This is a genomic window from Kosakonia sp. (assembly GCF_032104925.1).
Lineage (GTDB): Bacteria > Pseudomonadota > Gammaproteobacteria > Enterobacterales > Enterobacteriaceae > Kosakonia.
In genome coordinates this window covers 1-13539 of sequence record NZ_DAMCGF010000003.1, presented here as the reverse complement: position 1 = coordinate 13539, position 13539 = coordinate 1, and the positions used below count along the sequence as shown (strand labels likewise).

Here is a 13539-nt window from a genome sequence, read left to right as displayed (position 1 = left end):
GGAGTAAAAACAGGCGTGCAGTGTAACACAAAGGCTCCGGCGCAAGCACGCCGGAGCCTGCTGGCTTAACGCGGCAGGGCGGTGCCCCACTGGCGCCACTCTTTGGGTTCGCTTTCGAGCAGCAGGAAGTGTTTACCCGGTTGCGCTTTCGGCGCCAGCGGTGTTTCGGGCGGCGTAGCGAAGGCGATACCACCGCGAATAAACTGGTTGAAAGTCCCTGTTTTCACCACACCGCCAACCAGACCAAAGTCCAGCGAGTAACCGGAAGCGAGCCAGAACACCGAGTTATTCCGTACCAGGTGCTGATAGCGTTTACTGATCCGCATGCCAATCATCACGCGATCGGAAAGCGTTCCCAGCATCATGCCGGTAACGGTGCCAACTTCGATACCGCGGAATAACACCGGGGTGCCGATGTTGATCGAACCCGCTTCCGGCGCTTCGACAACGATATTCAGACCATCGAGGTAGCGGGAATCGGTAATGGTGGCTTCTGAAATTTCAAAGTCGCGCCGCGCGTCGCCGCGGCCCGGCTCCACATTGATATAGGGCTGCAACAAGGTATCAAGGTGTTCGACACCCGCAGCGGAGATTTGCGGAGTGATCACCGAGAAGCGTGACCCGGCGCGGGCAAACGTCTGGACATATTCCGGATACAGCACGGCGCTCGCCTGGACTTCGTTCTTATCGGTAATCAGTTGCAGGTCCTGAATTTGCCCGATATCGATTCCCAGATAACGAATAGGCATGCCCGCCGCCATTTTTCCGGCGTCAAATGCATGTAATGTAATCTGCCCACCGACCGCGCGAGCCGCGGTTTCTGAAGCATAAAGTACGCGTTTATCGCCTTTGCGCACACGTCCACTGGCACCGCTAAGGTTATCGAAACTGATAGCGCCCTTGATGGCGCGCGAGAGCGGGGCGGCCTGCACGGTGAGGCCGCTACCGTTCAGTTGTACTTTCGCGCCACCTTCAGCCCAGAAAACGCTATTGCTGGTCAGTAAGTTGCGGTATTCCGGTTTGATATGCAGTTCAATATCAAACGCATTCGCGCGCGGACGCACGGTAATCACTTCGCCGACTTCAAACTTGCGGTACAGCACCACTGAACCGGCCTGAACGTCCGGTAGCGTGTCCGCCGTCAGCGTCAGCGTGGTGGTTGGCAGGTCGCTCAGGCTGTTTTCGAGAGCCTTATCGAGATTGGCGAACAGAGGGTAACTGTTTTTCATCTCGCCTTTGGCACCAGGCAGAATGCGGATGCCGCCGCTGAGCCACTCATTAGCGCTGGCGGCGAGGAACTCAACGCCATCCAGTCCTACTTTGACATCAACACGGCTGTTGACGACGAACTTACTGTCCCCGTGCACTAAATCGCGATACTGCGGATCAATAGCGACAGCAAACGTAACGCCCTGGCTCGTCAGGTTGCGCTCCAGCACCTGGCCGACCTGCACGCCATGGAGCACCAGCGGTTGTCCGGCGTCAATACCGTAGCTTTCCGGTGCGGTGAGTGTCAGGGTTACCACACCCGGTTCCTGCAACAGGTTTTTGTCCGCCGGCAGGACAACAAACTGATTACGCGGTTGACCTTCACCCGGCACCAGCTCCAGCGTGCTGCCGGTCAGCAGGGAGCTGAGATTGGTATTGCTCAGTGAAATTTTGGGATTGTGCATTTCGATGCGCGTGTTATCGCGCAACAGGTTCACCACACTCGGATCAACAGTTAACTCGCCGCTGACAGCGCCGCCAGGGTTGAGGTTAATTTTAGTCAGTTGCCCCACTTCCAGCCCCTGATACATCAGCGGTGTTGAACCGGCTTTTAATCCCTGGCCGCCCGGCAAATCGAGTTTCACCAGTACGCCGCGCTGGCTGTGCGCCAGGTCTTCGTATAAGCCATATTCGTCGTCCTGGGCGGCGGGTTGCGAGGCTTCAGGCGAGTCAAAAGCGATTGCACCGTTGACCAGTGCCGCCAGACTTTCAAGTTCGACTTTGGCACCGCTCAAGCCGACATCGGCTTTCACGCCGGAAACGTTCCAGAAACGGCTGCCTTTTTTCACCAGATTGGTGAAACGGCGCTCGATCAATACATCAATGGTGACGCCCTGTTTATTGGTGTTGATCGAATAGTCATACACGCGCCCGACCGGGATTTTACGGAAGTAGACCAGTGAACCGCTGTTCAGCGCCCCTAAGTCCGGAGCATGAAGATGGATCATTAATTCGCCGTTGTTCAGGCGATATTTCGGTTGCGTATCCAGCGCGGTGAAGTGCTCCTGCGGTTCGCCTTTGCCTGGCATCATGCCAATATAGTTACCGCCTACCAGCGCATCGAGCCCTGAAACGCCCGCCAGCGACGCTTTCGGCGTAACCAGCCAGAACTGAGTTTCACTGCGCAAGGCGTCTTTCATATTGGATTTGATACTGGCGCGGACTTCGATTTTCTTCAGATCTTCGCTCAGGCGGATGTCCTGCACCGTGCCGACTTCAACGCCCTGATAGCGGACAGGGGTACGCCCTGCAACAATGCCATCGGCGGACATAAAATCAATCGTGATGGTGTTGCCGCGATCTTTATAACTGCTCCAGATAAGCCAGCCCGCAATGAGCAGGGCGATGACCGGGAGCAACCAGAAAGGCGAAATGCGCCGTTTTGTTTTAATACGCGCTTCAGTCGGCGAAGCGGGGGTTTCCTGACTCATGTGCATCCCAAAGTAAGCGGCTGTCCAGCCATTCCACAGCAAGAATAGTCAAAATTACCGCTGCACCGAAATAAAACGCAGCGGGTCCCATAGTAAAAGCGAGGAGTTGGTCGCGGTTAATCAGTGACATCATTAATGAAATGACAAACAGATCGAGCATCGACCAACGCCCAATCCAGGTCACAAAGCGCAAAAGTAAAATACGAGTGCGTAACCCCTGTTCAAATTTGAAATGGATGCTAAGAAGCAGTGTAAACAGCACGATCACTTTGGTAAACGGCACCAGAATACTGGCGATAAACACCACACCCGCCACGGCAACATTGCTGTGCGCCAGCGAAATTATCCCCGACATAATCGTATCTTCTTGTCGTGTGCCGTTGACGTAAATAACGGAGATTGGGAGCAGGTTCGCTGGAAACAGAAAGATCAATGATGCGAGAAGTGATGCCCAGCATTTCTGCAAACTCTGTTTACGACGATGCGTTAATGGAATGTGGCAGCGAGGGCAGCGACCGCGAACGTCCGGATAACCGGTAAAATGGCAACCCAGACAGATCAGTAACTTGGGATCGGGGCGTCTCGCCGGGCGTTGCGGATAAAAGCGCTCCCACAGCTGTTCAACGTTCAAATGGATTAGCGTCATTATGCTTAAAATCACGAGTGCGACAAACGCAAACAACCCGATACCCGGTTGGATGTAGGCATAGTCCTGCACTTTAATCGAGGCGACGCCAACACCAACCAGATAGATATCCAGCATCACCCACTCTTTGAGTTTTTCCAGCATTAACAACACCGGGCGCAGATTCATGCCGAGGATGTTGCCAAGCCATAAATAGGCGATAGCTGTAACCAGCACCAGCGGCGCGCCAACGGTGCAAAACAGCACCATCGCGCCGGTGATCGGCGAGCCTTGGGCGGTCATTTGCCAGATACCCTGCAACAAATTGGCGTCAATACGTACACCGAGTAAATAGAGATGTAGCAGCGGTTCACCCCAGGCGAAGGGCATCAAGAGGATCATAGTCACCGCCATCGCACCGAGGCGCGTTAATGACCAGTCCCGTCCGTCACGAACTTTCGCATCACAACTGGGGCAAAATGCACTTTGGTGCGATTTCATAACCGGTAACGCAAAAAGCGTATCGCACTGGGGGCAGCGCTGGTAATGTGCGCGTGGCAGCGCTTCACCCACGCGATGAACGGCGATTTTTTTCCCCGGCGTAATTTGTTGTATCTTTAGTGCCATTGCGGGTATCAGAAAATGTTTAGATGCATCTATCTTAACTCATGAATGGAACATCTTGAGCATCAACGCATTTAATGCTTATTTTAATAGGCTAAGCAGTTTTTCGAAGTAAGACACCAAAGTGGTTGGATAATGAACAAAACAGAATTTTACGCGGATTTAAACCGCGATTTTCAGGCGTTAATGGCAGGTGAAACCAGTTTTTTAGCGACGCTCGCGAATACTAGCGCGCTGTTATTTGAACGCCTTGATGGGGTGAACTGGGCCGGTTTTTATCTTCTGGAAGCGGATACGCTGGTGTTAGGGCCGTTCCAGGGCAAAATTGCCTGTGTGCGCATTCCGGTTGGGCGAGGAGTTTGCGGCACTGCGGTTGCGCAAAATCGCGTTCAGCGTGTGGAAGATGTGCATCAGTTCGATGGTCATATTGCCTGTGATGCGGCAAGTAATTCTGAAATCGTACTGCCGATAACGGTAAATAATCAGATTATTGGCGTGCTGGATATCGACAGCGTCGTCTTTTCTCGCTTCACCGCCGAGGATGAACAGGGGCTGCGCGAACTGGTTTCGCATCTTGAAAACGTTCTTGCGGCGACCGATTATCAAAAAATCTTTGCACCCGTCGCAGGATAATCAACGGATAACGTAGCATTTACCGATAGCGTCATTATAATGACGCCTGTTCATGCCTGCGCTTGTTGGCAACGTCCGTTGTAATCAGGAAATTTCATGGAAAATCAACCTAAGTTGAATAGCAGTAAAGAAGTTATCGCTTTTTTGGCCGAACGTTTCCCACACTGTTTCAGTGCTGAAGGCGAAGCACGCCCCCTGAAAATCGGTATTTTTCAGGATCTCGTCGAGCGTGTTGAGGGTGAGATGAATCTCAGCAAAACCCAACTTCGTTCCGCTTTACGTCTTTATACTTCAAGCTGGCGTTACCTCTACGGTATCAAAGCGGGTGCGGCGCGTGTGGATCTCGATGGCAACGCGTGTGGCGTGCTGGATGAGCAACACGTAGAACATGCCCGCAAACAGCTTGAAGAAGCCAAAGCGCGCGTTCAGGCACAACGTGCTGAACAGCAAGCTAAAAAACGAGAAGCCGCTGCTGCCGCAGGTCAAGAAGAGACGCCGCGCCGTGAGCGTAAAGCTCGCCCGGCTCCGCGTCGTAAAGAGGGTGCTGAACGCAAACCTCGTACTGACAAACCTGTCGCGAAAACCCAGCGTGCACCTCAGCAGGAAGAGCGCCATACACCGGTTTCAGATTTATCTGTGCTGAGCGTTGGTCAAAACCTGAAGGTGAAAGCAGGGAATAATGCGATGGACGCCACGGTGCTGGAAATCACTAAAGATGGCGTTCGCGTACAGCTTAGCTCGGGTATGTCGATGATTGTACGCGCAGAACATTTAATGTTCTGAAACGGAGGCCTGGCCTGGCATGAACACTTTGTTTAAGCGCACAGCATTGGCTGGTCTGTTATTCGTAACAGGCCACGCTCTGGCTGTGGAAGATATTACCCGTGCCGATCAAATTCCGGTATTAAAGGAAGAGACCCAGCACGCGACGGTGAGCGAACGCGTTACCTCGCGTTTCACCCGCTCTCACTACCGTCAGTTTGATTTAGACGCCGCTTTTTCGGCGAAGATTTTCAATCGTTATCTCAATCTGCTCGACTACAGCCACAATGTGCTGTTGGCGAGCGATGTCGAACAGTTCTCCCAGAAAAAAAGCCTGATTGGCGACGAACTGCGCAGCGGTAAACTGGACGTATTTTACGACCTGTACAACCTGGCGCAGAAACGTCGTTTTGAGCGCTACCAGTACGCGCTGAAGGTGCTTGAGCGCCCAATGGATTTTTCCGGCAATGACACCTTTAACCTTGACCGTAGCAAAGCGCCATGGCCAAAAGATGAAGCGGAACTGAATGCGCTGTGGGACGGCAAAGTTAAGTACGATGAGCTTAGCCTGAAGCTGACCGGAAAAGACGAGAAAGAGATCCGCGACACGCTGACGCGTCGTTATAAGTTTGCGATTCGCCGTTTGGCGCAAACCAATAGCGAAGACGTGTTCTCGTTAGCCATGACCTCTTTTGCGCGTGAAATTGACCCGCATACCAACTACCTTTCTCCACGTAATACCGAGCAATTTAACACCGAAATGAGCCTGTCTCTTGAGGGGATTGGCGCGGTGTTGCAGGGAGATGACGACTATACCGTGATCAACTCTATGGTCGCGGGCGGCCCGGCGGCGAAAAGCAAAGCTATCAGCGTTGGCGATCGCATCGTAGGTGTAGGTCAAACTGGCCAGAACATGGTTGATGTTATCGGCTGGCGTCTTGACGATGTGGTTGCGCTGATTAAAGGACCAAAAGGCAGTAAAGTGCGCCTCGAAATCCTGCCGGCGGGTAAGGGCACCAAAACGCGTATTGTTACCCTGACGCGTGAACGGATTCGTCTCGAAGATCGCGCTGTGAAAATGTCAGTGAAGAGCGTCGGCAAAGAAAAAGTTGGCGTTCTCGACATCCCGGGCTTCTACGTTGGTCTGACTGACGATGTCAAAGTCCAGTTGCAAAAACTTGAAAAACAAAACGTTAGCAGCGTGGTTATCGACCTGCGTACTAACGGCGGCGGCGCGCTGACGGAAGCGGTATCGCTCTCCGGTCTGTTTATTCCGTCCGGCCCGGTAGTACAGGTTCGTGATAACAACGGTAAAGTGCGTGAAGACAGTGATACCGACGGCGTGGTCTATTATAAAGGCCCGCTGGTGGTGCTGGTTGACCGCTTTAGCGCCTCTGCATCAGAAATCTTTGCGGCTGCAATGCAGGACTATGGTCGCGCGCTGATCGTCGGCGAACCGACGTTTGGTAAAGGTACTGTTCAGCAATATCGCTCGCTCAACCGTATTTACGATCAGATGCTTCGTCCTGAGTGGCCGGCGCTGGGATCGGTGCAGTACACCATTCAGAAATTCTATCGTGTTAACGGTGGGAGCACGCAGCGTAAAGGTGTAACGCCGGACATTATTATGCCAACGGGCACGCAGGTTACTGAAACCGGTGAAAAATTTGAAGACAACGCACTGCCGTGGGACAGCATTAACGCGGCTACGTTCGTCAAGTCTGGCGATTTAAAACCGTTTGGCGCGGAGCTGCTCAAAGATCATGAGGAACGGATCGCCAAAGATCCTGAGTTCCAGTACATCATGAAAGACATTGCGCGTTTCGATGCGTTGAAAGATAAACGTAACATCGTTTCTCTTAACCTGGCGCAGCGTGAGAAAGAGAATGCGGAAGATGATGCCATTCGTCTCTCTCGTCTCAACGATCGCTTCAAACGCGAAGGCAAACCGTTACTGAAAAAACTGGATGATTTGCCAAAGGATTATCAGGAGCCCGATCCGTATCTTGATGAAACGGTTCATATTGCCCTGGATCTGGCGCATCTGGAAAAAGATCAACCAGCGGAACAGCCCGCTCCCGCCAAGTAAAATAAAACAGGCACAAGAAATTGTGCCTGTTTTTTTAACAACTCCTCTCTGGCGTAAGCAATGTACTACAAAATGTAAAGTTGTGTTTTTCTCGTGACTTACGCCGCTCGGATGCTTGAAAATAACCGCTATGCCCATACGATGTGGGTAATCGCATAGTGCGTTTTGTTAAGTCGAGGTTAAAAGAAAATTATGATGCGAATCGCGCTCTTCCTGTTGACTAACCTGGCCGTCATGTTGGTGTTCGGTCTGGTACTTAGCCTGACGGGCATTCAGTCGAGCAGCGTTCAGGGCTTGTTAATTATGGCGCTGCTGTTTGGTTTTGGCGGCTCGTTCATTTCGCTGTTGATGTCGAAATGGATGGCGCTGAAATCTGTCGGTGGTGAAGTGATTGAACAGCCACGTAACGATATGGAGCGCTGGCTGATTGACACCGTTGCCCGGCAGTCTCGCCAGGCGGGTATCGCGATGCCGCAGGTGGCTATTTACCATGCGCCGGATATCAATGCCTTCGCAACCGGTGCGCGCCGTGATGCTTCGCTGGTTGCTGTCAGCACCGGCCTGCTGCAAAACATGAGCCGCGATGAGGCCGAAGCCGTTATCGCCCATGAAATCAGCCACATCGCAAATGGCGACATGGTCACCATGACGCTGATTCAGGGTATCGTGAACACCTTTGTTATCTTCATTTCACGTATCATTGCGCAAATAGCGTCAGGTTTCCTCAGTGGCAACCGTGATGATGGCGAAGAAACTAACGGCAACCCGCTGATCTACTTCGCTGTTGCAACCGTGCTGGAGCTGGTGTTTGGTATTCTGGCGAGCATTATCACCATGTGGTTCTCGCGTTACCGCGAATTCCATGCCGATGCCGGATCTGCAAAATTGGTTGGCCGTGAGAAGATGATTGCTGCCCTCCAGCGTTTGAAAACCAGTTATGAACCGCAGGAAGCAAGCAGCATGATGGCTTTCTGTATCAACGGTAAGTCAAAATCGCTGAGTGAACTGTTCATGACTCACCCGCCGCTGGATAAACGTATTGAAGCATTGCGTTCCGGCGAATATCTGAAATAACAGGTTACCTGGAATAAAAAAACGCGTCGAATGACGCGTTTTTTATTGCCCAGCTAAAACCAAGTTCTGTGGATGCGGTAAGCAACAGATTTGTTTTGCCCTACGGCATCCGGATTTAAAGCTTACCGAACGGGCAGGACGTTAATTACTTCGATGGTGTGCTATACAAGCGCTTTCTCACTCACTGGCGCGCGGCTGTGTAATTCGTAGACTGCTGATTACGGCGGCGATCGTGGCGAGTGTTCCTGCCAGTAGCAACGAGATATGCGTCCCATGTGTTTCAAAAAGATTAAACATCAGCGCTACCAGCGCAGCACCGGCGCTTTGTCCCAGTAACCTCGCCGTACCCAGCATGCCGCTGGCACCACCGCTGCGCTGTCGTGGCGCTGCAGTGATAATAGTGTGGTTGTTGGGCGACTGAAACAGACCGAAACCTGCACCGCATAATGCCATTCGCCAGATGATATCAGTATCAGCCGGTGCCGATGGTAGCAACGCCAGTGCAAATAACCCGCCCGCCATCATGATCATTCCTAACCCACCCAGAAGCCCGGCATGAACGCGCTCAATCAGATATCCTGCCAGCGGAGCCATCACCATTGTCGCCAGCGGCCAGGGCGTTAACAGCAAACCTGTTTCCACCTCACTGCGCCCAAGCACCGTCTGCAAAAAGAAGGGCAGCGAAACCAGCGCCAGCATCTGTGCGCAAAATGAACAGACCGAAGTGCCAATCGACAAAGAAAAAAGCGGGATCCGCAGCAAATCTACTGGTAATAAGGGCACGGGTAATTTCAACTGTCGGCGAATAAAAAGTGAGCCAATCAGCAACAATGCGGCCAACTCCACCAACACTAACACCGTGGATTGCCCCTGTGCGAAGCTGCTAAGAGCAGTGATTAACAAGCCGAATGTCAGTGCGTTCATCACTGCGCTGGGCAGGTCGAATTGAGGTTTTGCACTGCGTGTCGCATTGGGAGGTAAATATTTTATTGCCAGTAGCAAGGCGAGAATACCCAGCGGTACATTGATCAGGAATAACCATTGCCAGGAAGCAACAGAAAGAATGGCCGCTGCAATGGTCGGCCCTGCTGCAGATGATACGGCGACAACGAACGAGTTAATGCCCATGCCGCGTCCCAGGCTTCGATAGGGGTAAATCAGCCGAATGAGCGCAGTATTAACGCTCATCAGCGCGGCACCGCCAAATCCCTGCGCAACACGCGCTAGTGTTAAGGTCAATAACGAGTCGGAAAGCGCGCAAAATAGTGAGGTAAGCGTAAAGAGCACCAGGCCGCATTGATAAACCCGGCGATAACCAAACATATCGCCAAGGAATGAAAGGGTCAGTAGTGAAACGACGATCGCAATTTGATAGGCATTCACAATCCAGATTGAACTGGCAGCGGAAGCATTGAGATCCCGGGCAATGGTCGGTAGAGCAACGTTTGCAATTGCACCGTCCAGCACGGCCATGGCGATGCCAATAATAATTGTCAGAATTGCGCCGTAACGCTGTGGAATGGGCAAGCCATCAAGGGAAGTTTTATCCATGGAAATTTCAGGGCTAATGTCACAAAGTTATTTGTATAATAATTCTATCATTGGCATTCCGGTTTTATGTCGCAGATTTGTAACGAAGTTGACAAACGCGCATTGCGGTGACCGGATGACGAATTTATAATAAAAACCGATTCTGAATTTTATAAAACACAGGCGATGAGGTGATTAATGGCAATCGCAGATTTGGACAAGCAGCCAGATTCTGTCTCTTCTGTATTGAAGGTATTTGGCATTCTGCAGGCGCTCGGAGAAGAGCGTGAAATCGGCATCACCGAGCTTTCGCAACGTGTCATGATGTCGAAAAGCACCGTTTATCGCTTTTTGCAAACCATGAAATCGTTAGGTTATGTCGCGCAGGAAGGGGAGTCTGAAAAATATTCCCTGACGCTGAAGCTTTTTGAGCTCGGCGCGCGCGCATTGCAAAACGTTGATTTGATCCGCAGCGCAGATATCCAAATGCGTGAGCTTTCTCGTCTGACGAAAGAGACCATCCACCTGGGCGCGCTGGATGAAGATAGCATCGTCTACATCCATAAAATTGATTCAATGTACAATCTGCGCATGTATTCGCGCATTGGTCGCCGTAACCCGCTGTACAGTACCGCGATTGGTAAAGTCCTGCTGGCATGGCGCGATCGTGAAGAAGTGAAGCAGATTCTTGAAGGTGTTGAGTATAAGCGCAGCACTGAGCGCACTATCACCAGCACCGAAGATCTGTTGCCGATGCTGGATATTGTGCGTCAGCAGGGTTATGGCGAAGACAACGAAGAGCAGGAAGAAGGCTTACGCTGTATTGGCGTACCGGTTTTTGACCGTTTCGGCGTTGTGATTGCTGGTTTAAGTATTTCTTTCCCGACATTGCGCTTTTCGGAAGAACGCCTGCATGAGTACGTAGAAATGCTGCACAATGCCGCGCGCAAAATTTCCGAACAAATGGGTTATAACGACTATCCGTTCTGAATGAAGATAAAAAAAGCCGCCTGAAGAGGCGGCTTTTTTTGTGTAAAGGATTAGCCGTTATCGACTACGGTATCGCTTTTACGCAACAGCGGGCAGTTTGCCAGACCCAAAAAACCATTACTGGAATGCACATATTGTGCGGTACTGGTGCCTCGTGCAGTAGCATATTTACATTGCAATCCCAGCCCAGCAGCGTTTTCCGTACTGTTAATCAACACCCCGTAACCGCTCAGCAAGAGCCCAATCCACAGCAGCGCCAGAATAATAACGCTTCGTATGAGTGTACGCATATTTGCTCCTTGCACATCGGTAGACTGTATCACAAGGCTACGGTATTTACCTGGTGAAACAAGTCCAGCATTCCTAAAAATACCGAAAGGAGATACAGTTAGTCGCGGTTTAAGGAAGCCATGATAACCTGGTTACACCTTGCAACGTATCGGAGAGTGGAGTGAGAAAATATAGATGGCTGATTCTGGCTGCCGTATTGGTAGTCTGCCTGCTGCTCTGGACTCAAATGCTTAACGTAATGTGTGATCAAGATGTACAATTCTTTAGCGGCATCTGCGTCATCAATAAATTCATCCCCTGGTAATGGCATTTTTTCAGTGAGAGATTTCCTTCCTTGACGTCAGTGGTAGAATGCCGCGTCTATATAGAGGTGGTGAAATGAACGAAGTATTAAATTCAGGCGCGATCAACCTTGCGTCCATAGTCCTTTCTTTGGTGGTTCTGCTTGTCGGTCTGGTTTTGTGGTTCTTTATCAATCGTGCCAGTTCACGTACGAATGAACAAATCGAGTTACTCGAAGCTCTGCTGGATCAGCAAAAACGACAAAATGCCTTGCTGCGCCGGCTGTGCGAGTCAAATGAACCTGAAAAAGAAGAAGCGGTTGAGCCAGTAAAAGCGCAACAAAAAGGCGATGATGATTTCATTCGCCTGGTCGCAGAGCGCTAGCCAGACCGGGAGTGCGAGATGGCGTGGAGAAACCCCTGGTATAACCCTGCAATCTCGCACCACACGCTGGAAGGTTTTAGCAATTCGACCTCTGTCGCCCATCAAGCCGGAGATGTTAAGCGCTGGCGGAAAGAGCGCAAAGCCGCCGGGCTTCCCAGACCACCCTCCAGTGGTTACCCGGGGTTTATCGAACAGTGGTGGCAAAAAGCCAATATTACTGGTGATGCTGATGGCCTCTGGTGGTTAGGCCATGCCAGTATGCTCTTGCGCCTGCAGGGCCAATATCTCCTCACCGATCCCGTCTTTTCCCACCGTGCTTCACCTGTTAGTTTTGCGGGTCCTCAGCGGCATACACCGCCAGCACTCGCGATTGCCGACATTCCGCAACTGGACGCGATCTTAATTTCCCACAACCACTACGATCACCTGGACGCGTGGACGGTGCGTGCGCTGCTGTGTCGCTTTCCGGATGTGCATTTCTTTGTGCCTCTGGGGGTGGGCGATTGGCTTCGTCGTCGCGGTGCGCAGCATGTTACTGAGTTAGACTGGTGGCAAAGTTTTACATTTCAGGGAATGACCTACACCGCGGTGCCTGCACAACATTGGAGCATGCGCACTTTGTGGGATCGCAATCGCTCGCTGTGGTGCGGCTGGGTCATTGAATCATCCACGCAGCGTTTTTGGTTTGCTGGTGATACAGGTTACACGCCAGAATTGCTCACTATTCCTCAACGATTAGGTCAACTGGATACTATCGCGCTGCCGATTGGGGCTTATGCGCCACGCTGGTTTATGGCAATGAATCATATGGATCCACAAAGCGCTGTCGCGCTTTGGCAACAACTGGGGGCACCACTTGCGATTCCCATTCATTGGGGTGTATTTGAGCTGGCGGACGAATCGCTTGATGAGCCTGTAACAGAGTTACAGCAAGCATTAACCGAAACGGCAGCAGAGAATGACAATTTTAGGATCTTAAAAATTGGGCAGTATTTGCCCTTTTGTTAATTCAGACTCTCCTCCAAAAAGATGAGATCTTTTATAATCATGTTGTTTTATTTATATCGAAACGTTTTCTTTGCCTTTTTATGAGGCAGTGTCATCATAATTTCATTATTTTGGTGCACAACTTTGCTTATTTGCACAAGAAATATCCATACCGGTTTAAGGTAATAGTTTCTCCGATGCGTATATTTGTTTAAGAATCTTCCTAGTCTTAGAAAAAAGCATAAGTATGCGCAAAAAGTTCTTACGATATACGCTATATGCATAGCGGGGAGGGAGCTGACATGGAGCAACGGAACTTATTGAGCTATAGTAATAAATTGGCTGCTTTGAGTATTGGTATTGGTGTTCAGAGCGTCTGTTATAGCGTTCAATGTTATGCATAAACGTGCACAACAAGTCTCGGTTCCTGTTGAATTTGTGCGACGGATCCAGACATGTTTAAAAATGGCTTGCCATAATTTACGTATTATGTGATAACACGTTTTGGGTCAATCGAGGTACAGTTCTGTTTATGTGTGGCATTTTCAGTAAAGAAGTCCTGAGTAAAC

General features: G+C 51.0%; 12 protein-coding genes. 8 read left to right on the top strand and 4 right to left on the bottom strand.

The window, feature by feature from the left end:
• Positions 1 to 65 precede the first annotated feature (65 nt).
• Both RT644_RS06180 and yebS read right to left on the bottom strand, forming a co-directional pair.
• A complete protein-coding gene (locus RT644_RS06180) occupies positions 66 to 2699 on the bottom strand; it encodes a PqiB family protein (protein ID WP_313626163.1) in 2634 nt (877 codons plus the stop codon).
• A complete protein-coding gene (yebS, locus tag RT644_RS06175) occupies positions 2668 to 3951 on the bottom strand; it encodes a membrane integrity lipid transport subunit YebS (RefSeq protein WP_313626162.1) in 1284 nt (427 codons plus the stop codon). The genes RT644_RS06180 and yebS overlap by 32 nt, the downstream gene beginning before the upstream one ends.
• 132 nt (positions 3952 to 4083) lie before the next feature.
• Between yebS and RT644_RS06170 the strand changes: the two genes are divergently transcribed.
• The 4 genes from RT644_RS06170 to htpX all read left to right on the top strand — a co-directional run bounded on the left by RT644_RS06170 (position 4084) and on the right by htpX (position 8506).
• Positions 4084 to 4581: a GAF domain-containing protein gene (locus RT644_RS06170; protein ID WP_313626161.1), complete on the top strand. Its 498-nt coding sequence runs from the start codon at positions 4084 to 4086 to the stop codon at positions 4579 to 4581.
• 96 nt (positions 4582 to 4677) lie between these two features.
• Positions 4678 to 5364 carry an RNA chaperone ProQ gene (gene proQ, locus RT644_RS06165; RefSeq protein WP_020454095.1) on the top strand — a complete coding sequence of 229 codons (687 nt, stop codon included), beginning with the start codon at positions 4678 to 4680 and terminating at the stop codon, positions 5362 to 5364.
• 19 nt (positions 5365 to 5383) lie between these two features.
• Positions 5384 to 7432, top strand: a complete 2049-nt coding sequence (gene prc / locus RT644_RS06160; RefSeq protein WP_045511371.1) for a carboxy terminal-processing peptidase — start codon at positions 5384 to 5386, stop codon at positions 7430 to 7432.
• A gap of 192 nt (positions 7433 to 7624) precedes the next feature.
• On the top strand, positions 7625 to 8506 hold the full coding sequence (gene htpX, locus RT644_RS06155) for a protease HtpX (RefSeq protein ID WP_044489388.1): 882 nt from the start codon (positions 7625 to 7627) through the stop codon (positions 8504 to 8506).
• A gap of 177 nt (positions 8507 to 8683) precedes the next feature.
• On the opposite strand, the gene RT644_RS06150 is transcribed toward htpX, so the two are convergent.
• Positions 8684 to 10057, bottom strand: a complete 1374-nt coding sequence (locus RT644_RS06150; protein ID WP_313626160.1) for an MFS transporter — start codon at positions 10055 to 10057, stop codon at positions 8684 to 8686.
• Positions 10058 to 10234: 177 nt separating this feature from the next.
• Between RT644_RS06150 and kdgR the strand changes: the two genes are divergently transcribed.
• Positions 10235 to 11026: a DNA-binding transcriptional regulator KdgR gene (gene kdgR, locus RT644_RS06145; protein WP_017456967.1), complete on the top strand. Its 792-nt coding sequence runs from the start codon at positions 10235 to 10237 to the stop codon at positions 11024 to 11026.
• Positions 11027 to 11076: 50 nt separating this feature from the next.
• Here kdgR and RT644_RS06140 read toward each other — a convergent pair whose 3' ends face one another.
• Positions 11077 to 11316, bottom strand: coding sequence for a YobH family protein (locus RT644_RS06140; RefSeq protein WP_020454091.1), 240 nt, complete (start codon positions 11314 to 11316; stop codon positions 11077 to 11079).
• A gap of 161 nt (positions 11317 to 11477) precedes the next feature.
• Here RT644_RS06140 and mgrB point away from each other — a divergent pair, with 161 nt between their 5' ends.
• The 3 genes from mgrB to RT644_RS06125 all read left to right on the top strand — a co-directional run bounded on the left by mgrB (position 11478) and on the right by RT644_RS06125 (position 12991).
• Entirely contained in the window at positions 11478 to 11621 is a 144-nt protein-coding gene (gene mgrB, locus RT644_RS06135) for a PhoP/PhoQ regulator MgrB (RefSeq protein ID WP_017456969.1), read from the top strand.
• 74 nt (positions 11622 to 11695) lie between these two features.
• Positions 11696 to 11983: a YebO family protein gene (locus RT644_RS06130; protein WP_020454089.1), complete on the top strand. Its 288-nt coding sequence runs from the start codon at positions 11696 to 11698 to the stop codon at positions 11981 to 11983.
• 18 nt (positions 11984 to 12001) lie between these two features.
• Complete coding sequence (locus RT644_RS06125) at positions 12002 to 12991, top strand: MBL fold metallo-hydrolase (protein ID WP_313626159.1); 990 nt, start codon at positions 12002 to 12004, stop codon at positions 12989 to 12991.
• Positions 12992 to 13539 lie beyond the last annotated feature (548 nt).